Annotated in this window: 18 protein-coding genes; 8 read left to right on the top strand and 10 right to left on the bottom strand. The window is 48.5% G+C overall.

Annotated elements, in window-relative coordinates:
• Positions 1–5 precede the first annotated feature (5 nt).
• Positions 6–2165, top strand: coding sequence for an amino acid permease (locus tag B9N89_RS02655; RefSeq protein ID WP_132315645.1), 2160 nt, complete (start codon positions 6–8; stop codon positions 2163–2165).
• Here the strand turns inward: B9N89_RS02655 and B9N89_RS02660 are convergent.
• The 3 genes from B9N89_RS02660 to B9N89_RS02670 all read right to left on the bottom strand — a co-directional run bounded on the left by B9N89_RS02660 (position 2160) and on the right by B9N89_RS02670 (position 6939).
• On the bottom strand, positions 2160–4535 hold the full coding sequence (locus B9N89_RS02660) for a tetratricopeptide repeat protein (protein ID WP_132315643.1): 2376 nt from the start codon (positions 4533–4535) through the stop codon (positions 2160–2162). The genes B9N89_RS02655 and B9N89_RS02660 overlap by 6 nt on opposite strands.
• A 117-nt stretch (positions 4536–4652) precedes the next feature.
• On the bottom strand, positions 4653–6116 hold the full coding sequence (locus tag B9N89_RS02665; protein ID WP_132315641.1) for a Do family serine endopeptidase: 1464 nt from the start codon (positions 6114–6116) through the stop codon (positions 4653–4655).
• Between the two features lie 124 nt (positions 6117–6240).
• Entirely contained in the window at positions 6241–6939 is a 699-nt protein-coding gene (locus B9N89_RS02670) for a hypothetical protein (RefSeq protein ID WP_132315639.1), read from the bottom strand.
• A gap of 45 nt (positions 6940–6984) precedes the next feature.
• Between B9N89_RS02670 and ribD the strand changes: the two genes are divergently transcribed.
• Entirely contained in the window at positions 6985–8283 is a 1299-nt protein-coding gene (gene ribD, locus B9N89_RS02675; RefSeq protein WP_132315637.1) for a bifunctional diaminohydroxyphosphoribosylaminopyrimidine deaminase/5-amino-6-(5-phosphoribosylamino)uracil reductase RibD, read from the top strand.
• Here the strand turns inward: ribD and B9N89_RS02680 are convergent.
• The 6 genes from B9N89_RS02680 to kdsB are packed head-to-tail and all read right to left on the bottom strand — an operon-like array spanning position 8254 to position 16388.
• Entirely contained in the window at positions 8254–9096 is an 843-nt protein-coding gene (locus B9N89_RS02680) for a Rossmann-fold NAD(P)-binding domain-containing protein (RefSeq protein ID WP_132315635.1), read from the bottom strand. The genes ribD and B9N89_RS02680 overlap by 30 nt on opposite strands.
• Positions 9097–9116: 20 nt before the next feature.
• Complete coding sequence (locus tag B9N89_RS32365; RefSeq protein WP_132315633.1) at positions 9117–9293, bottom strand: CPXCG motif-containing cysteine-rich protein; 177 nt, start codon at positions 9291–9293, stop codon at positions 9117–9119.
• 9 nt (positions 9294–9302) lie between these two features.
• Positions 9303–11486 carry an amino acid permease gene (locus B9N89_RS02690; RefSeq protein ID WP_132315631.1) on the bottom strand — a complete coding sequence of 728 codons (2184 nt, stop codon included), beginning with the start codon at positions 11484–11486 and terminating at the stop codon, positions 9303–9305.
• A gap of 17 nt (positions 11487–11503) precedes the next feature.
• Positions 11504–12613, bottom strand: a complete 1110-nt coding sequence (aroC, locus tag B9N89_RS02695) for a chorismate synthase (protein ID WP_132315629.1) — start codon at positions 12611–12613, stop codon at positions 11504–11506.
• A 21-nt stretch (positions 12614–12634) separates the two neighbouring features.
• Entirely contained in the window at positions 12635–15670 is a 3036-nt protein-coding gene (locus B9N89_RS02700; RefSeq protein WP_132315627.1) for a hypothetical protein, read from the bottom strand.
• Positions 15657–16388 (bottom strand): 3-deoxy-manno-octulosonate cytidylyltransferase, encoded by a 732-nt coding sequence (gene kdsB, locus B9N89_RS02705; protein WP_132315625.1) that lies wholly within the window; start codon positions 16386–16388, stop codon positions 15657–15659. The genes B9N89_RS02700 and kdsB overlap by 14 nt, the downstream gene beginning before the upstream one ends.
• 175 nt (positions 16389–16563) lie before the next feature.
• Between kdsB and B9N89_RS02710 the strand changes: the two genes are divergently transcribed.
• The 6 genes from B9N89_RS02710 to B9N89_RS02735 all read left to right on the top strand — a co-directional run bounded on the left by B9N89_RS02710 (position 16564) and on the right by B9N89_RS02735 (position 19912).
• Complete coding sequence (locus B9N89_RS02710; RefSeq protein ID WP_132315623.1) at positions 16564–17043, top strand: sigma factor-like helix-turn-helix DNA-binding protein; 480 nt, start codon at positions 16564–16566, stop codon at positions 17041–17043.
• 11 nt (positions 17044–17054) lie between these two features.
• Positions 17055–17900, top strand: coding sequence for a hypothetical protein (locus B9N89_RS02715; RefSeq protein WP_132315621.1), 846 nt, complete (start codon positions 17055–17057; stop codon positions 17898–17900).
• A 70-nt stretch (positions 17901–17970) separates the two neighbouring features.
• Positions 17971–18987: a glycosyltransferase family 9 protein gene (locus B9N89_RS02720; protein WP_132315619.1), complete on the top strand. Its 1017-nt coding sequence runs from the start codon at positions 17971–17973 to the stop codon at positions 18985–18987.
• 25 nt (positions 18988–19012) lie between these two features.
• Positions 19013–19312 carry a hypothetical protein gene (locus B9N89_RS02725; RefSeq protein WP_132315617.1) on the top strand — a complete coding sequence of 100 codons (300 nt, stop codon included), beginning with the start codon at positions 19013–19015 and terminating at the stop codon, positions 19310–19312.
• 54 nt (positions 19313–19366) lie between these two features.
• Entirely contained in the window at positions 19367–19537 is a 171-nt protein-coding gene (locus B9N89_RS02730; RefSeq protein ID WP_159455093.1) for a hypothetical protein, read from the top strand.
• Positions 19538–19546: 9 nt separating this feature from the next.
• Complete coding sequence (locus tag B9N89_RS02735) at positions 19547–19912, top strand: response regulator (RefSeq protein ID WP_132315615.1); 366 nt, start codon at positions 19547–19549, stop codon at positions 19910–19912.
• Here the strand turns inward: B9N89_RS02735 and B9N89_RS02740 are convergent.
• Positions 19909–21234: an MFS transporter gene (locus B9N89_RS02740; RefSeq protein WP_159455094.1), complete on the bottom strand. Its 1326-nt coding sequence runs from the start codon at positions 21232–21234 to the stop codon at positions 19909–19911. The genes B9N89_RS02735 and B9N89_RS02740 overlap by 4 nt on opposite strands.

Consider the following 21234-nt stretch of genomic DNA (forward strand, 5'->3'; position numbering starts at 1 on the left):
CCGGGTTGAGTCAACTAGAGCGAAGAATCGGATTGCTTTCTGTCGTAGCTATCTGTCTCGGTGCAGCACTCGGCAGTGGAATCTTCGTTCTACCTGGAATTGCTTCTGAACTTACAGGGCCATCGGTTTGGCTAGCTTACTTATGTGCTGGGATCTGTATCCTTCCAGCAGCAGTTTCGAAGTCTGAGCTATCGACAGCTATGCCAACCTCTGGCGGAACCTACATCTATCTTGAGCGAACCTTTGGCCCCTTAGTGGGTACGATTGCGGGGCTTGGACTCTGGCTTTCGTTATTGCTCAAGAGTACCTTCTCTCTGGTAGGCTTTGGAGCCTACCTTTCTGTATTTACCGATGCTCCTGTTCAGTATGCTGCCTTGGGGCTGCTGATTTTTATCGTAGGTATAAACCTCGTCGGTATCAGTAAGCTGAGCAAGGCGGTTTTGGCTATTGTCACTTTGGTTCTGGTAGCATTAGGCACCCTAGTTATTGGTGGCAGTTTTACCTTCCAGCCATCTAATCTAAGTCCGTTGTTCCCCAAGGGAGCTTATGGCCTGATTTCTGCGACTGGCTTTGTCTTCGTTGCATTCGCTGGTGTTGATAAGGTTGCAGCGATTGCCGAGGAAGTGAAGGACCCAGGGAAGAACCTTCCAAGAGGGATTCTATTGTCTCTTGCGATCATCACGACCCTCTACACCGGCTTGAGCTTTGTCTTCGTTGGAAACTTCGAGGCAGAGTCCTTTGCTAAAGACCTTAAGCCAGTTTATACCCTAGCCCATCAGCTTGGTGGTGAGTACGCTGGGATGGTCGCAGGTATTTTAGGAGTTCTCACTCTGACGTCCATGGCGAATGTAGGCGTAATGGCCGCGTCCCGCTTCCCGTTTGCTATGGCCCGCGAAAATTTGATGCCGAGTATCTTTGCCTATCTGAGTCCTCGGTTCTTGACCCCTTCGTTTGCCATCATCTTTTCAGGTTTTTCAATCGGTTTGGCAATTATGTTGATCCCGGTAGACAAGGTCGTAAAAGTTGCTAGCGCATTCATGCTCTGTATCTACATTGCCGAGAATATCACTGTTATAGTTCTACGGGAAAATCGGGTTCAGTGGTATACACCCCCTTACAAGTCTTTTCTCTACCCTTGGTTGCAAATTTTCGGGATTATTACCTGTGCTGGAATCTTGTTCCTTATGGGACCCATTGTTGGGATTTCGATCGGTGCTGCGATTTTTGTAGGCGGTTCGGTATACCTCGTCTACGGTCGCAAGCAAACCAATCGTAAGGGTGTTGTTGGGATAAGGGGGCGCCGCCAAGATCTCATTGAAGAGCGCAATCCTATTGTTCCCGAGCGAGATGAGTTGTTTTTCTTCGACCAGGCTGCGGTTGTTGTCTCGCTCTTTGGTGAAGAACGATCACCGGAAGTTTTATTGGAGCTAGGCGCTGCTCTTGCAGAAGGCGGCAAGGTGGAAGTGGTTCATCTTACAGAGATACCCGAACAGATGTCGATCGATGATATCAGCACTGAGGGTAGCTTTATCAAGTCGCTGAGGCGGCGCTTTCAGGCCATGTCCATTGATAAGAATTTCTTGGTGGAATTTGAACCTGTTGTATCTCATGATATCTACAAAACAGTTCACGAGATTTCGAATCGACTCCATTGCAACTGGCTTGTGAAGGAGTGGGGTGGACGATCTCGGGGTAATATCACCATCCATAATCAGATGGGTTGGCTTGAAGAGCATTTGGCCTGTAACGTGGCCACCTTTAAGGATCGCGGGATTCGATATTTTCGTAAAATCATGGTCTATGTTGACCAAGGACCTCACAACCCTTTGATAATTAAAACCTGCGTAAAACTAGCGGAAACCAACGATGCTGAGCTGGTGTTTGTTCGCTGGGTCCCCGAGGAATTTACCCAGAAGCGTGTGAAGGCTGAAGACTCATTTCTTAGAGAAGCAACGAACGTTTTTGCCCCTGATTCATCAAGCCATGTGATTCAGGGCCAGAATGAGCTATTCGATATTGTAGCCTTAACAGCTGAATATGACCTCCTCATCATGGGGGCACTTCCTTCGCAGTCCTTCTTAGAGGCGATGTTCGGTTCAAAGCAGGACAAGATCACTGAAAAGGCTGCTTGTTCTGTGCTACGTATTCAAACCTCGGGTTTATAAACTCGCTTCTAGACCAAGACCAAACGCGAATTGAGAATAGCTTTGAGCTTCTTCGCTAGAGTTTCCTTGACGCCAGTAGATAGGCGATGAAAGTCGTAAAAGAGGAGACCAACGATAGTAGGGCGATCCTTCTAGGGAAATAGTTTGGTCTGAGCGTGCTTCTAAGGTCTCGCTATAAAAGCCAAGCTTCCCGCTCCAAGACCAATTGAGGCTGATAGCCCCGAAATAGTCGAGATCGACTCCATAACCAAGACCATCTTCATCCTGACTACTGTCTGCACGGAAATCGATAAGATTGACACCCACGCTCAAGAGAAGGGCATCAGTCACTCTGAATTGCCCTTTTAGTTTTTGTAGCTGGCGACTTCGATCTTCAGACTCTGTAAAAAGCCTGGTGATCGGGTCGATAAAGCTTTCATCATTAGCAGCAGGGTCTAGGTTTTTGCTATGATCATAAATGAACTTAGCTTGGCCCTTCCAGTCGCGAAATTGGGTTATGAGGTGAATTCCAAAGTGATCGAGGCCTGGATATGAACCAATATCAGAACGAGCGATATACGGGGTGACTTGGATTCTTGTGGTTGTCAGGTCAACAGTTGTATTGACTCCCAGCATCAGATGGCGATATCCTAACTCACTTAGTCCATCTTGAAGCCATTGCTCAGCTGTTATACTACCAGCGAGTGCAACTGCAAAGAATTCGTCCTCTGTGAAATTCCAATTAAACTCGCCGTGAAGCTCTATACCCTGTGAAGCACGGTGGATCAATCCCTCAGGAAGGTCTAGGCTATCGCTGAAACGCAGTGGGTTATTATTGTTGAGGTAATGTACTTTACCAGAAAAATGGCTGCTTTTATCCTTATCTAGAAACCTTAAAAACTCTTCTGAGCTACTGACGATAATCGGGTTCTTGGCTGTCCAGAGAGTTCTTTTGAATTGTTGTTTTGCAGCAAAACCTTGTTTACTGAAGAACAGAGCCACGGCTCGGTAGTAATTCATGACTTCGTTTTCAAGGCCCTGATCCTGGAACTCCTCAAGTGCTTCTGTAGCTTTTGTCCAATCTCCACGGCTCAGCTGAGCTTCCACCAATCGTTGATGAGGATAGAGCTGCTGAGGAGTGGCTCGTAGCAATCGTCGCCAATATAGTTGAGCTCGTTGATTGATTCCTAATCGCCAGTATGCCTCAGATCTGAGCCGATCATTGCCCCTGAGTAAGGTTGGGATGTCAACATTCTCTTCAAAGCTGACATTGTCACTTAGACTACTTTTGCCTTTGCTTGGTTGATCATTTGCAAACCATTCTGGGTTTGTTTGTTTTAGAATTTTTATTGTTCGAAGCGAAAGAATGCTGGCAATGGATAGCTTGCCGTTTGCTAAACTGATGCTTTGCCCTCCATGAAGTATAAAGCGGTCGGCAGGTATGCCTTCAGATTTTTGCCGATTGAATAGGTTTTGGAAAGATGCATTCATCGTTGTGAAATGGTTTGCTGAGATCTTTACTTCACCGTAGCCCTGCAGAACTGTAATCAGGGTACGATCTTTGAAATTATGAATGATCGTATCAGTTCCTCTAAAGCTTTGGAAGCTAAGCCCATTCAAATTGAAGACTGGAGATACCTGACCTCGGGGAACGCGTAAACGATAAACCCCTGAATCGATATTGAGGTCGCTAGAGCCAATTTTCACAGTGCTTGCACCTAGCATCTGTAGCTCCCATTGCCGAGGACTGTAGATAATTGTATAGGCATCTGGTGAAGTACGGAGCAATCGATCATTTGGAATATTGAATCGTCGGGAAAGGCGCGTTTCTACTGTGCGAATGTCTTGTGAAGTGTACGCGACTCCTTTCACTGAGAAACCTACCAGTCTTGCATCCTGTGACTGCCGGTCTGGAGAGCGGACTTTGGTTTCCAGGGGTAAAGGGACATCGCTATTGGGAGCGTTAAAGGAGCTTGGAAGAATTTTGAGCTTCGTATGATACTCGATAAAACTTTGTTGATTGCTGACCTGTAAAATGAGTGGTAGCGTTCCTGTGCTCCAATTGATTGTTCGTATGATACAGTTGCTTTGCCTGCAAACAACCTTACCGTTGACGACCCAGCGAACCTGATCAGTAGCATTCGATATGGGGACTTCAACTAGGAGGCGATCGCCGCGGGTTAGTGTTAATTCTTGGCTGGGAATAGCACTCAGAGCGATCTCCGTTGAGGCTTTCTCAGTTTTCTGAGAGCTGCGCGGAGGTGGGGCAAAGGTCACGCGATAGGGAAAGCCAGACTTGATTTCAGGACTGAATACTAGATACTGATAAGGATCGCCCAAGGCAGCAATCGGCTTGAGTAGTATCAATATAGCAATGATGCGATGGATCATTGTCAGATCCCGGATGTAAGGAACAATCTTTTTTGAGCTTCTGGTTCCATCTCTTATCGGAGGGGTAGGCTTAGATATTAGGATTGGAAGCCAAATCAGGCATCCAACCCTTCACACCTATTTGCGGAGAGAGGCGAAGCGGTATGCACCACGGCGTTCCAGCTGAATCAAAATCTTGCTAGAACTTTTATAAATTTTCAAGAAATCCTGCGGTTTCTTAAGTGGTTGGCGATTGGCCTTGATCAGAACATCTCCTGGTTGAAGCCCTGCAGCAGCGGCTTTGGAGTCAGGGCTCACATCGGTGATAATGATGCCGGACCGGCTTTCGATACCGTACTGGTCGATCCAGTTCCGGTGCCGATTGAGATCGAGAACTTCGAGGTTCATGCCAACGAAAGTATCATCGGATTGTTTCGATGGTGTCCGACGACTCGCCATAGGATTGCTTGGAAACTCACCCAGAGTTACTGTAGTGGAGCGTAACTTCCCATCGCGATAGTATTGAACCTTGACCTTAGTCCCCGCTGGCATCAAACCAACTGTATTGGTCAGCTCATCTCTGGATCGGATACTAGTTTTGTTTACTTTGACAATGACGTCTTGATCCCTAAGACCTGCGTCTGCAGCCGGAGTGCCAGGCTCCACTCGGGCAATCAACGCACCTTTTTGACCTTTAGGTAGTTCCAAAGCTTGCGCTAGGTCATCATCGATTTCCTGGGATAGTTGTACACCCAAGTAACCCCTTGCTACCTTACCATCGGTAATTAGCTGTGTCGCGATCTTCGCCACAAGGTTTGAAGGAACAGCAAAGCCGATTCCAGCCGAAGCACCAGACCGAGAGTAGATCGCAGTATTCATGCCTACGACCTGACCGTTCATATCGATCAACGGCCCACCACTATTGCCTGGATTGATGGCTGCATCGGTTTGAATAAAGTTTCCGAGGCTTGTGATGTTCAGATTTCCTCGACCAGTCGCCGAGACAACTCCGAAGGAAATACTGGTTTCAAGCCCAAAAGGAGCCCCTAGAGCTAGGACAAGCGAACCAACTTTTAGGTCTTCGGAGTTACCTAATGTTAGTTGGGTTAGCCCTTTCCGATCGAAGTCTTCGTCTTTGATTTGAACAACAGCGACATCTGTATTCTTGTCTGAGCCTAATACTTTGCCAGTATAGGTTTCGCCATTTGAAAGTTTAAGAGAGATTTCATCGGCACCCTCAATCACGTGATTATTGGTGATGATGTAGCCCTTATCAAGATCGACCATAAAGCCTGATCCAAGCCCCGATTGTTGCTTTCGATTTCGCTGCTGCGGGTAAGGCATGCGGGGTCCAAAAAAGAAGTCAAAGGGGTCAATGGCTCCGTATGGCCTTTGATTGACGATTTTTGATACTGAAATAAAAACGACGGCCTTTGCGGCTCGATCTGACAGTTCGCTGACGCCATTTGAAATTCGTTGCAGATATTCCAAATCACGAGATCCTGAAATATCCTTTGCCCTTGGCAGTTCGTATGAATAGGCCGGTAGGGAAACAAAGACCCAGGTAAGCATAAGGGACAAAAAGCGTTTTGTTGTAATCATCGATTCCGGTCCTTCTCAACAGATGTTAATCACGGTCCTGATGTTGGCATAGGTATTATGAAATTAATTTAAGACCTTTGCCATCAGGCGACAGGTAAAAAAGCTAGGTTATTATAGGATGATATCAGAAGTTGAAGGAAAAGTTCAGGCCTAGATAGGTGGCTAAGTAGGTCTCAGTGTACGTGGAGTCGGTGCTCACAGTGTACTGCTGTTGGCGATAGCCGAAGGTGAAATCGACCAAAGAGCGCGTGACATCAATGGAAGCACCCAGGTCAAAGTCGGTACGGGAGCCAATATTGGCTTCGGTTGCGAGTTTATTTACGGTGCTAGACATGGTCACAGAACTAAGATCGAGAAAGATAGCGCCGGTATTTCCAAGGGGAACCATCATTCCAAGGTTTCCCCCGATACCAGATGATTTTAGGTCGAGCAACTCTGTGCCTTCCTGATTGACCTTGTAATCCATCATCGAAAAGATGGGGCCAAGATAGAAGTAAGACCACCGATAGCGAATCAAAGTGTCTTGCCAAGTGACGGCATTGGAGCTGCTGTTAAGAGCAAAGCTCGTACTTGCAGAATCGATCTTCAGGAAGAAGCCAAGAGTGCCGTCCTCGCCTGCATAACCACCGATTCCGTAACTGAAGCCAGTGCCAGTGTCATTGCTGGCGACAAGCTCACTTTTGTAGGTGCTGAGGCTAAATGATGTCAGAATTGCTAGGGTGGGTGTGATATGCTTAAAATCTCTAGCCCGCCCCGAGGCAGTGCTAGCGACTAGAATAATGGCAAGAATACCGACAAATTTAGCTTTTTTTATGTACTTCATATAAAGTCAGTTGGTGGTCGTTGATACGCTGTTATCGGCAGCAAGGTGACGAACTTTACTGATAATTTTTGGGTTTTCATCATGGTTTTAGATCACTACGGATACGGTCTTGGGGGATGGGTCCCCGGCACTGCGATGGATTATCAGTCAGGGTTTACCGCTGGCTCTGACTTATACTGGATGGCAATGGCGCTAGCAGAGGGAATGAAGGCTGTTGGTAAGGCGCCTCCCAACCCGATCGTGGGCTGCGTGTTTGTGAAGGATCAAAAGCTGCTTGCGAAAGGAGCTACGGAGGAGTTTGGTGGTCGTCATGGGGAGCGTGTGGCGGCATCTCGGCTTAAAGAAGGCGAAGCCCGTGGCGGCACCGTATATGTTACATTAGAGCCTTGCTGTCACACAGGCAAGCAACCCCCCTGTGCCCAGCTTTTGGTGGAACTAGGCATCAAGCGCTGTGTGATGGCTATGGTCGATCCGTTTCATAAGGTTAACGGTCGCGGCATTCGCTATCTTGAAAAGCATGGTGTGAAAGTCGAGGTTGGGGTTATGGCAAAGGAGGCTATGGCTTGGCACCTACCGTTTCTATTCAGTAGCCACTATCGACGCCCCTTGTTGGTAGGTAAATGGGCGCAAACGTTCGATGGCCACCTTGCTGATGACCAAGGCGGCTCGCAGTGGATCAGTGGTCAGGAATCACGCGCGTACACCCATTTTTTAAGGCAGAAGTATGACGCGATCATGGTCGGAAGTGGAACTGTAATTGCGGATATTCCCAGTTTAAACGTCAGAGACTGCCGAGGTCCTATCAATCGCTCCCCTGTAAAAATCATCATCGACCCTAAGGGTCGGATCTTATCGATTGATTCCGAAATTCAGAGACACCTGATTCGGAAAACATTTGCTGGAGAGCCAACCATCTACTGTGGCCCGGAACACAAGAGTTCCTGGTTGAGTCATGTGGATATGGTTCATAGTATCGAACTGAAGGGGCCTATTGATGCTGATTTAGTCGCACGCCTTAACGATTGCTATCAATCTTTAAAGGATCGGCCTCTGCAAAGCATCTTTGTGGAGGGTGGGCCAAGTCTCTTAAATCGCTTAATCGGTCAAGGCCTAATCGATGTATTCCACACCTTTCAGAGACCAAGTATATTAGGGGGGCATGAAAATCGTCTTGGTACTGCAGGAAAGGAACCTCAGCGTAGACTTATGGCAGAAAAACAAGATCTTTATCTCTTAGCATCGATTGTTCTTGGGCAAGACATCGTGGTGGAAAGTCTTAGCCAAGCTTTAGCCAATGACATATGGAAGCCAGGCCTAGAATCCCTGCACCAATCCCATCGGTGAGTGGGAAACTAAGCTCAGAGATCTTTGCCAGACAAGCCTTTTGAGGGCCTGCTCATTCGGGTAGCTGAAAGCTTGGTGGTCGGGATCTTGATGGAAGAACATCCTGCCTGAAACGCCAGACAGTAAAGGCGATGAAGCGATCCAAAGGGGTAACTCAACATTCAAGCTCTGGCTGAACGGGCGAGGCGATAGCCAGTTCCAAAGCTTCGTTTTGAAGTCGCTATTATAGTCTGCTATTGGGCCAGGATAGACCGAATTAATGGTTACCGATCCTGCTGATAGTTGCTCTGACAGAGCTTGCATGGCCAGATAACTCCAAAGCTGGCTATTTCGATAACACTGCCTAGCACTCAATCCGTGACCGGTGGGCGCGTTTTCAATATCCACCATGCCTCGGTTAAGCTCTTTGCTATGAAGGTGAACAATTCTAGCTTGAGGGACTTCTTGCAAGAGGTGTAGCAAACCTAGGTTCAATCGCAAAGGTGCAAGGTGGTAGTTCACAAAAATACACTCGTTGCTTTCCTCTAGTAAGGATTCCTTGCAAGGTAAAACGTTAGAGTGGATCAGTAAGTCGAGTTTTTCTAGCTTAAGATCTACTAATTCGACGATCGTGTTCGCCTGATCGATATTCTTTAAGCTACCATCGATCTGATAAATATGAGGGTTTTTGGTCTGGGCACGGATGCCGCGGACAAGGGTGTCGCGACGAGCGTTTGATACGACGTAAACAGAGTAGCCTCGATAGGCAAGCTCCTTAGCACAGATAATACCATAGTCGTGACTAACATCGGTGACCAGAGCGATCCGGATCATGGAGCCTCCCCATCAGTTGCTCATCTTTGGGCATCGACGGAAAAAGAGCCGTCTTCCTGCACCGAAAAGTATAAATTAATCGGTCGGCAGCAAATCTGACAATCTTCAATGTAAGTGCTAGATCCCTGAGATAAGTCAAAAAACGAATCGTTGATTTCCCCGCAAAATGGGCATTGAAACTGAAAAACTTCCTCCATCGTCCACCTCTATACAAATATTCCAGCAAAATCAATATCTTGAGCTGCAACCGTGATGGCCGTGGCAGGTAGGTCTTGGGTGAGAACCAAGATGCTTTGGTAATAATTACAGTAATCTTCGTAAGACTCTTTCTCGTCAGGTGGACGCATTCCAATGAAGACGAGGTCAGCATCTTGAGAGGTTTTGGTAATAGTGCTGGACAAGCTCTCTTTCCAATCCTCCTGAACAATAATCCGAAGTTTGACATCCAGACGGCCGTTTGCAAGCATGTTTTTCAAGCTTTTCTCGGCTGCAGTTTTTTCGGCCTCAGATTTTACGATGGTATTGAGATAAAGCTCCGCACCCTTCCAGTCAGGGCTAAGTTGTAACATATAGGCCAGTGCCAGCATCAAGCCAGCATTTTGTCGCTCACGTCCCCACCACACATGAATCATTCGATGGCGTTCCCTGATGGGGTTTATCCCTTCTCGAAACATGACGACGTTCTTCTGGTTGAAGTAGCTAAATTGGATGAATTCTGCGTATTTCCTGAAGTTCTCTTCCTTCTCTGTTTCCCCTAGTAAGATCGTGTTGGGAGCGAGGGCGCCCATGCCGTAGGTTTGAACGAGAGCGTGTAGCCCGTCATTGACATCATCAGCTAGGGAAACTTCGACCAAGGCCGAGACCCGGCGCTTTTTTAAATAGTCTTGGATCGATTCTGAAAAGCTGAGCCGTCGTTTGATGTTTGACTCGTTTTTCTGTAGGACGCTGGCAACGGTCAGGAATCCTTTGCCACTAGTGATATGGTGGGCGAATTCAATCAGATACCAGCGGTTTGTCGGAGCACCACTCAACACAAGAAAGTTAGGTCGCCATGATTTGGCGTTGGGCTTGGTTTTACCAAGCTTATAAATGGAATATCGTGCTAAGAGCATAAGGATCCCACGTCGCATATCCTCCCAGCGGGCCACCATGTTCCGGGTTTGCATGTAGTAATAGACCAGAAAAACTGAAGCTGCTGCGAGGAATGTAGCACCTGGGTTGATCATAAACATGGTTGCACTGCACAGAAAAGCGCCGAGCATAGACAAAGCCCAATGGGGCTTGAATTTAGGTCGCCATGAGGGGCTAGCTATAAGTCCTTCGATTCCTGCTGAAAAGTTTAAAAGTCCATAGGACGTGAGGTAGAACATGGATAGCACAGGGGCAATGGCGTTGAGGTCGCCTAGGAGGATGCCCAGTAGTGCAATGATGAATGATACTAACGTTGCAGTACGAGGGTTTTCATCAACACCATAAGTCTTAGATAGCTGCTTGAAGACGACGGAGTCCTTAGCCAAGGCTTGTAGGGTTCTCGGAGCGCCGAGCAAGCCACCTAAGGCAGACGATAGGGTCGCCCCCCAGATGCCAATAAAAAATAGCTGAGAAACCTTCGAGATCTTAGCCATCACCATCAAGTCGCTTTTAAGTACGCTTTCTGGAACAACGTAATACAGGCAAATCGGGATCGTCATATAGATCACATAGCCGGTGAGTACGGCCATGATTGTGCCTAGGGGAAGGGAATGGCTTGGGTCCTTCAGGTCACCAGACATGGCTACACCGGAAAGGATGCCGGTCACAGCTGGAAAAAATACAGCAAACACCGTCCAGAACGATTCCTGAGAAATAAGCTGAGTGACCTGCTCTTCCAGAGGAGGGGGATTCATGGTTCCCCAAAAAAATGAGGCCAGCGATAACAGTATTGCTGCAAGGACGAAAAACTGTACTTTTAAAGCTAAGTCAGCGGAGGTGTAGGCTAACGCTGTGAGGGCGATCAAGCAAGCAACTGCGACCATGGGTACAGAAAGATCGGGAAAAATAGATATAACAGACTCAGCAAATCCCACCACATAAAAGGAAATCCCTAAGGCTTGGGCTAGAAATAAGGGGATGCCAACGGCAGCTCCGATCTCAACCCCCAAAGACCGGGATATCATGTAGTACGCACCACCACCTTCCACCTTCATATTAGTGGCTGTTGCTGAGATGGACAGGGCTGTAACGAAGGTGATAAGAGAGGAGATGGTGACAATGATCAAACTTTGCAGGAGGCCTGCATGCCCCACCACCCAGCCCATCCGCAGGTACATGATGACGCCAAGAATGGTGAGCAAGCTCGGCGTGTAAACTCCTTTGAAGGTTCCAAACTTCTTGGCAACTGACTGTGGCACAAAGACCTCGAAGGTGGTTAAACTTTATGGGGACCCCGTCCATGGGTGAATGCTAGCTGGCGAAGATAGTGATCCATGATCACAAGAGTCGCCATCGCTTCGATCATAGGAACAGCACGAGGGAGAACACAAGGATCATGACGGCCCGCCTTGGGTTTCATGACGACCTCTTGACCTTCACGATCCACGGACGCTTGGTCCTTGAAAATTGTGGCGACCGGCTTGAATGCAACGCGAAGATAGATGAACTCACCGTTGCTAATACCGCCTTGGATGCCTCCTGAGCGGTTGCTGCGAGTGCGAATTTTACCACCTTGATTTTCAAATTCATCGTTGTGCTCGGAGCCAAATAGTTGGGTCGCTGAAAAACCGCTGCCCACTTCAAAGCCTTTGCTCGCTGGCAAGCTCATCATGGCTTTGGCCAAGTCAGCCTCTAGTTTATCGAACACCGGAGCGCCGAGTCCAGGAAGGCAGTTCTTGATGCCACAGAAAATGGTGCCACCAACACTATCCCCCTTTTTCTTGGCTGCCACAATGCAAGCTTCCATAGCGCGTTGGCTTGATTCATCGGGACAGCGCAAGGGAGTTTGATCCACCTGCTCACGGCTAATGGATTCTGGGCTTTGGATGTCGGCCTTGATGTCTTTTACGGACTCAACAAAGGCCACTGTTTGATATCCCGGAATTAAAGTTTCTAGCACTTGCTCAGCGACGGCTGCAGCGGCGACTCTGCCAATGGTCTCTCGGGCGCTGGCACGGCCTCCGCCACTGGGGGCCTTGACTCCAAACTTGGCGTCCGTGGTGTAGTCGGCGTGGGAAGGGCGATAGACCTGAGCAAGGTCCGAGTAGTGATCTTGCTTGGCATCTTTATTACGAACAATGAGGGTGATCGGAGTTCCGAGCGAAATGTTGTTCACCAAACCAGATAGACATTCCACTTGGTCCTGCTCGGCCCGTGGTGTGGAGAGGTGAGATTGCCCAGGGCGGCGGCGATTGAGAAAGTGTTGTACACGCTCAATTGAAATCTGGTGCCCTGCCGGACAACCATCGATCACGACGCCTACTGCGCCGCCGTGCGATTCGCCAAAGGTTGTGATGCGATAGAGCAAGCCGAAAGTATTATCCATGATCTTCGTTCCAAATTCTTTTTACGGGTTGATGAGGGCATCGAAGCCAAACAAGAAGTACATCTCCCAATCTTGCTCAAACACTTGGCCTGCACCAACGCCGACATTGACAGTCACGCCTTTTATATCAGACTGCAGGTCGAGATTATAGCCATGAGCCTTGATAAAGTCGTCGACTGTTGGCGATTCCTGTTGGTCCCAGGCATTTCCGTAGTTGAAAAAGGCGGTAAAGTCGAGTCTTTCTAGATAGAAAATATGAATAAGAGTCTCTAAATGGCGTATTAACGGGAACGACCACGCCCATTTAAACCGGGCTTGGGTGTCACCGTAGGTGGCCGAGGTGAGAAAGCCTGGGCCAAGCAAACCAACATTGATCTCGTTAAATCCACCTCCCGTGCCAGGGACGAAAGTTCGTAAAGGCCGATACACTTCACGGAGGTAGGGGCGGCGTTTCCCTCGGGTGCGACCATAGGTGATACCATAGTTTTGGTTGGTCGACATTCCAAATAGGGAAATAGGAACATTGAAACTAGTGCCGACGGTAAGCTTGTCATACTTGAAGTTATCGTTGATTTCTTCTGGAGCGACCCGGCTAGCCACCGAATAGCTAAGTCGATTGCTGCCCAAAGCCCAGGCTTGGCCGAAGGTTAGGAAGATCTCGTTCACATAACCGTGGGCCAATAAATCCCATATTGCGGAATCGCCGATATAGGGCAGTCGATCTTTGGCAGTGATGCCCCACTGAAGGCTGAGCCCGAGATCGTAGAGGTAGCGGCTGGCGGTGAGTTCGACGCCCCTTTCATCAAAGTAAAATAGTTCGCTAACGGTTTCATCATTTTCAGCTGTATAACTTACGCTGCCGTTCCATGCTTGCCTACGGAATACGCTCGCTGTGAGAGTTGTTTTGAAGCGAGTTGTTGTCAAATCAAGTTGTAGGTTCGGGTAATTGCTATATAGGCCATAGAGAGCTGTAAAGGTGAGTGTTTCATTTTGCATGTGGTCCATGAGGGGCACAGACACCATTCCGAACTGATAGCCCTTGGCATCGGCTCCAATCCATGGGAAGGCAAAGACAGGTCGTCCGCGCCAAGAAGCCTCTTGTATCTGGAACTCACGGCTAGGGTATTGGTGGAGAGCGTCGGTTTTATTCAGCCGCGCCACCATCGGTCCATAGAATTTAGTTGGAAACGTATGCCATGGGTGATTGGCCTTCAGTGCCTGATCAAAACTAGCCTTAGGGTAGTGCATGGCAAACAATAGCGGTGAACGCGGCTCATCCACTATCTGGCAGCTGCGAGATTTGAATCGGCTTAAGTCTGTGCCATAGATCCATCTTTGGGTGCGATCAACAGTGACCAGATAAAGTCGTGAAGGGGTCCCCAATGCGTGAATCATGTGACTCGGGTTGGTGTATTCCTGAAGGCAGCGGCCACCTGGAGTGATCTCTCTCAAAAACTGAGTTGTTCGATCACTCAGGAGTAAGAGAGTTTTTTTACCGTAAAATGCCGCCGATATAGGTTTGCCTCGGAGCTGGTGGGATATGGCCTTGGCCTGATGAGTTTCAGGGTCATATTTGAGAATTCGATAGCGATCTCCGTAGATGGTTTCCGTGGTTTCACTAAGCCAGATCTCGCTGACTCTCTGCTTAGGAGGAGTTGCTTGGCTGAACTTTTCCCCCATAAACGAAACTGTCGTTGGATAGCGTACTGTGAAAGAACAGCGGATATCGTCCGACTGAATTTTGGCTTTGCCAAACAAAACTCTCTGTGGAATGTGACAAAGCCTGGTGGCTTCGCGATTCGCTTCCAACCAAAGGACATTATTCTGGCTAAGGAAAAGGCGCCGGATGTAGCCTTGCCGTTTAAAGCGAGGTCGAACCGATTCCCCACGACCAACACTTATAGTATTGATAGACTCTCGTTCACTATCGGTCTCACGGTGGACAAAGACATCGATGGGTCCGTAGGTGATCCTGGTCGTTAAAGCTTCGTCAGGCATTAAACGGTGTTTGACGCGATCAAACCGGACACTGTTTTCCTTGGATTTTAACTCAACTTCGTAGATGCGATCGTCATCGTCAAAGTATATGACATTGTAAAGTGAGTCTCCTCTTGCTTGTAAGGCTGATGAGGATGAAACAAGATACTGACTCCCGGCTTTCGTGGGACCTTTCTTACGACGCTCTTGCTCATCGCGTATTCCTTCCCGAAGGCTTTTGCCAAGGTTTGCCTTGCGCCAGTGAGCAGTAGCAGCCCGTTTGTATTCCTCATACAGTTGCTCACCAGTTTTTCCGGTAAAATCTACCAAAGCACCATCGAAAGGCATAAAATCGTTAAAGGGAACGAAGGTCCAGGGCCACCACCAGGGCATGGTGTAATCGAAAAAGTCCCCTAAGACCTGAGGTAGTTTATCGCCGTTGTAGGTCCTTAAAATATAGCTGACAAGACCGCCAGAGATTGCGTATCCCGTATAGCTGAAGTCGCCGTTGTAAAGGCTGTGCAGCTTTGCATAGCTGGGCCACCTCCCCGACAGGGCTGCGGTTCGCTCGACGGAAAATATCTGATCCGAGCCAATGGAGTTCGATGTTGCTTCTGCAAGACCTTCAAGCCACCAGGCGGGTAGCCAGGGCAAGTGGAGAATGTTGCCGACGGGCCCAAAGATATTATCGAAGTGCCGATACATCATATTGTGAGTGAATTCGTGCCAGGCTAAGTCCCGACCACCGCGACCCATGGTCTGTAGTTCTAGGGCATCAGTAACGAAATTGGCAAACGAAGCATTGGAAGTGGTTGCGGACATGATCACAGGCAAGATATTTTCTCGGCGAATGGCGAACCAACGCTCCATCACGGGGCGAACCGTTTCCAAGGAGTTCATCACAGCCTGTCCCTCTTGAGGTGTTCTTCGATCGAAGTATAGGGCAAAATTGGGGCTGATTAGCTCGTCATACTCAAGCTCTCGTTGGTTGCGGCCAAACCCGATGGGGAGGGCCAAGGCTTCTGAAGCACAGAAAAGTAGAGTCAAGATAGTCAGGAGACAGTTTCTAAAAACGTTCACGGGCTTCCTCTAGGTCTTCGGGAGTATCGATGCCGATTGAAGCATGTTTCGCTTCAACAGCTAGTATAGCAATCCCATGGCCTAAAGCTCGTAGTTGTTCTAATTTCTCTTGTTGTTCTAATGGATGGGGAGCTAGCTCGCAAAATCGGCGTAGTGTATCTTGGCTGTAAGCATAGATTCCCTGGTGCTGCCAGAAGCCTTCGAATCCGCCGTCTCGATCGTGGGGAATCGACGAGCGCGAAAAATAAAGTGCCACCTGCTGGTCGCTCCGTACCGCCTTTACAATATTCGGGTTATGAAATTCATCGAGGTTCTGGTTCCGGTATATCAAGGTGCCCATCTGAGGGCTCTCTTGGCGCTCCATCGCGGAAGCAAGGCGTTCGAGATCACTCAAGTCAACAAAAGGCTCGTCACCCTGAACGTTGAGCACCAAGGCTCTTGAATGATCCTTTGCGACTTCAAAGACTCTATCGGTACCGCTTTCGTGGCTTGCTGACGTCATGACTGCGGGAATGCTTTCTGCTTGGCAAACTCTCATCACAGAGTCATGGTCTGTGGCAACGACAATCTTTGCCCCCTGAGAGGCTAGGGGCGCAAGGCGCTGATATACCCTAACGATGAGCGCTTTGCCACCTAGGTCCTGCAACGGTTTTTCAGGTAGGCGACTCGACTTCAGCCGAGCTGGGACGACGATCAGCCAGTTGTTCCAGTTAGTCATGGTTTGGTCCTTATTTCAAAAAAGCGATCACCTTTATGTGGTCTTCATGTCTTAGCAGAAACTGCTTTGTCGAGGCGAGGGCCGAATGGGAATTTGTGCGACAAAATAGCCCAGATTCTTGCTTCCGCATGAGAATCATTGTTACCATAGTTGTATATAGGTTGTATGAGATAATTTGAAACAGATCCTGTGCAAAGGGGAGCGGATGCAAGCTGAAACGAGTCCAACGAAGGATCCAGGCCAAGTCGCCTTCTTCGTCGGTAATCTGTGCCAGGAAGCGGATCTTATTTATCGTTTCGGCTATGCCTTGACCCTCAGCGAGGTTGGGGCTGCCAAGCTTGTGATGGAGACCTATCGAAGTCTCATTGGGCAGTTGGATCGCCTGCTGGCAAGTAGCAGTCAGGATATCCGCCTTGAACTAGCGAAAGCGGCTTGGCACATTTTTCAATCTTGGAATGAGACGTTTGAAGAAACAGATTCACTCGTCCTAGACTTCCTTCATAGCCTGACCATCGATATCCGTATCGTGCTAACTCTGGTAGATGCTTTGGGCTTCAGCCCGGAAGAAACAGCGCAGATACTTGAATTAAAGGACGTTGAGCTAAGGCGCTATTTGGCCGAAGGTCGCAAACAGATGATCGGATTTGATTCATAGGGGACTCACAGATGTCACAGGCAGCCCACCTTAGCGACGAAGAATTTTTTTACTCCTACTTACCAGAGTTCCTAGACGACCAGCTCTCGCCTCAGGATCGCAGCCGCTTTGAGGGAATCGCGAAACAGAGGCAGTGGGAGCACATGGAAGCAGACTATGGGATCGCCAAAGGACAATTGCAGCTCGGCTTGCAAAAGCTGTTTGTCGACGAGTATCTGAACCATGAGCTGCACGTTCTCGTCGAAGATGATGCTGAACGAGCCAACCATGAAGCTGGTGATATCGAGGAATATGGTAAGGTAGAGGTCTGGGGCGGAGTCATGCGCGGCACGTTTATCGCCTCGTTTGTAGCCCTTGTTGTCGGTCTAGGTTATTACTTCCTAGGTCCTAAGCGCAAGCCACCATTTTCAGCCTTAGATAGCTTGGTCTATGAGTCAGTGGTGATGATTGAAGACCCGGAAGATCGCCTGGACTTTCCAACGAGCAGCCTTGAGGAACTGCGTGATTACTTTTCGCGCTATCCTGATTTGGGATTTCGGGTTCGATCGATCAAGTCGCCAGGCAGTGAGTGGCTTCTAGAAGGCGGAACGGTGATCGACTACGAGGTGCAAAAGATTATCGCTGCTCAATTCAAAGCACAGGATGAACACTTGTTCATCTACCTGTTTGAAGGTGAGATGGACGACTTTCCTAGCTCAACCCCTGGCAACTACGATGGCCTTCTCTATCGCACCTACACCTCAGAATACTTCAATATTCTCGTCTGGTCTGTAAGCGACGAAGTTGTAGGCATGGTGGTTGGCGCGCGAACTGCTGAGCAGCTGGCCCAGGTGGCGATGGCTTCCATAGGAATCTAGCAGAGCCTGATTGTAGTTTTTTCCTATCCATGATAGGGCCAAGCATTTAGCAATCATTCTGGACTCAGCCTTGCAACGTATCCTCATTATTCAACTGCGACAATTAGGCGATATTATCCTTACCACCCCCTGCACGCGGGAGCTAAAGCGAGCTTATCCTGACGCTGAAATTGATTTTTTAGTTCATAAGATGGGGGGGCTTATTTTGCCTGGTAACCCTTATATAAATCGCATCATTAGTTACTCCGAAAAAGACAGTCTGGGAGAGCAATGGCAGCTGATCCAAACCTTGCGAGGTAAACGCTACGATCTCGTCCTTGATTTTATGTATAATCCCAGGAGTGCCTTGCTAGCCTTTTTGTCCGGAGCAAAACGGCGCTTGGCTTTTCCCTCACGGCGGCGCGTGGCGTACACGGAGTTGGTCCCCCAAGACCCTGAGTCCGATTATATCGTGCGAGAAAAGTTCGCCTACCTTCGCTATCTAGGGCTTTCACCGCAAGACGAATCTCTTATTTTGCCCTGGAGTGAAGCTCACTTAGGACCTTACTTAGAGAATAAGGGTGACCTATTTCCGAAGCTCCAGGCAATGAGGGTCATTCTGAGTCCAACCCACCGGCGAGAAGAACGGCAGTGGCCTTTTGCACATTGGGCAGAACTTGCAGACTGGCTTGTCCGCCACTGGCAGGCTCAGGTGATCTGGATATGGGGACCAGGTGAAAAGGAATTTGTGGAACAAGTGCAGGGGCTTTGCCAAGAGGCAACCCAACTAGCGCCAAAAACCAGTTTTCGAGAGTTGGCCGCGTTTATGGCAAACTGTGACCTCTTTATTGGAAACTCTAATGGACCATCTCATGTGGCAGTTTCGTGTCGAATCCCATCATTGCAACTCCATGGTCCAACGCTCGCCAAGACTTGGTGTCCTTTAAATATGCAGCATCGCGCAGTTCAAAAAGCAGAAATGAAGCAAATCTCCGTGGCGGCAGTTCAGCAAACCTTAGGCGAGATGAAGCCCGTCATTGAAAAAAGAGTGGAGGAAAGACAGAAGTTTGGTGATAGGATGTCTTGGAATTTCAGTACTATCAGCTAATCATGTCAAATAGAAAGGCTAGGGTATGGTGAATATATTCAAGATCGAGCGAGCGTCGCGTACCCGGACGAGGAAACTCCCCTTTTTACCGAGACTTGGTGTCGTCATCGATGTAGGAGGGCGGAGGATTTCTTACCGGCAAGCCCCTCTTCTCGAAACATTCCTCAACCTTCTGGAACGGGGAGCGACACGTTCAAACTTTGACAAGATTATTGCTGAGCAGTTATACGAGATAGCCTTACCGTCTTTGGCAAAGAAAAAGACGGTCAACGTTAAGGCTAAGACCATTTCATCAAAGCCAAAAAGGCTTAGAAATAAGAAGTAGAAAGGCAAGAGTCTCATGGTTCCATTTCGAGTATTTGATCGAGAAAAAAAGCAAATGTGGCAAATCATTAACTACCACCCAAATCAAGGAGCTCAGGGGTCCTACCTTGCCACAAAAGAGGACGATGATGCGACTGATGGCGATATGATGATCATCGCGGCAGAGGACTTAGCAGGCTTTAAGTTCGTCGATTTTCTCGAAGAAGTTGAACCATTTGAAGGATAAGAAAAATCCGTGAAAGAGCTTCAACATAAACGGATTTTGATCGTCGAAGATCTCCCCGATAACCGCCTTGTCCTATCGTATATTTTGCAGGACTTGGGGGCGTTGGTCGACGAGGCCTCGGACGGCCTCGAAGCGCTCCAGAAGATTGCAGTTTCAACATACGACCTAGTTCTGCTTGATATCCATATGCCGGTTAAGAGCGGACTGGAAGTGATGGCAGAACTTAAAAAGTCTGGCAATCATCCGCCCGTTGTAGCGCTTACAGCGACTAGTAAGTTCGATGACGAGGCGGTACAAGAACTTGGCTTTTCGTCGCAAATTCTCAAACCTATCAATCCCTATAAGCTAGCGGATCAAATTGGGAATTTGCTTTAGACTCCTTTGTCAGCCAAAGCCTCTTGCTGGGCTTTTTGAATATCGACCTTAGTCAGGCAGAAAATACCGACCACAAAAAGCAGGCAGATGAAGATCAATGAGTTTCGGCTGCCGCCTGTGAGTTGACTAATAACCCCGAACATCAGTGGACCCAAAATACCAGCGAACTTGCTGGACACGCTGAAGAAGCCAAAGAACTCAGAGGCACGATGTTTGGGAACCATCAGTGCATAAATGGAGCGGCTCAGAGCCTGCGACGCTCCTTGCACCAAAGCAACACCAATAGCTAAAACCCAGAAGTGAAGGGCTGTGGTCATCCAATAAGAGCCAATGGTTAGCACCGTGTAGATTACAAGAGTGATGTAAAGCCCGTTCTTGGGCCCGATTTTCATTGCCAGCGGACCGAAGATAAATGAGCTAGGAACCCCTACAACCTGGATCATGAGTACTGCTGCAATGAGGTGATCGTTTGAAATACCCACTTCCTTACCGTATACAGTCGCCAGCTTGATGATGGTGCCAATCCCGTCGGAGTAAAACCAAAAGCCAATGAGAAAGATGAAAAGGTTGGGGAATTGTCGGCTATCTCTCAAAGTGTGGTAGAGCTGAACCAGCGATTCTTTGACAACTCCGCCGCCGACATTTGATCTTCTGACTCTGGGTTCAGGTTCTTTTACATGCTTGAATAGAGGAATGCTAAACACGATCCACCAGATGCCAACGCTCACAAACGAGGCCTTGATCGCAGCATCAGCATCGGTAAAGCCAAAGGTAGCAGGTGACATAACCCAGGACAAGTTGAGGGCTAGGATCACAGCGCTGGCTATATATCCTAAGGCATACGCTGAAGTCGATGTGACGTGAACCTCATCCTCGTCACAAAGATCCACAAGCATTGCCTCGTAAAAAACATTGCCAAGAGCGAATGATATGTTAGCAAGAATATAGAGAATTGCGGTGAGAGAGATCAAGCCTTCACCTGAAAATGCGAGTGCTGCTGATGACAGTGCGCCACTCACAGTGAGGTAAAGAAGAAACTTCTTCTTGCCGCGAATCCAGTCGGAAATGGTGCCCAGGATTGGCGAGGCCAAGGCAGTAACCAACAATGCAAAGCTGGATATGTACGCCCAAAGGGCAGTGCGTTCGTTGGCAGGAAGCTCTTTGGCTACGACATCTGCAAAATACACCGGCAGAATGGCAACCATGATGATAACGGCGAATGATGAGTTTGCTATGTCATAGTATGCCCAAGCACGTAGATCTTTGCGATGGAGCCCTAGAGTCTTTAATGTCCGAGCCCAGAAACTTTGATTGTTTGACAT

The sequence above is a fragment of the Pseudobacteriovorax antillogorgiicola genome (assembly GCF_900177345.1).
Taxonomy (GTDB): domain Bacteria; phylum Bdellovibrionota_B; class Oligoflexia; order Oligoflexales; family Oligoflexaceae; genus Pseudobacteriovorax; species Pseudobacteriovorax antillogorgiicola.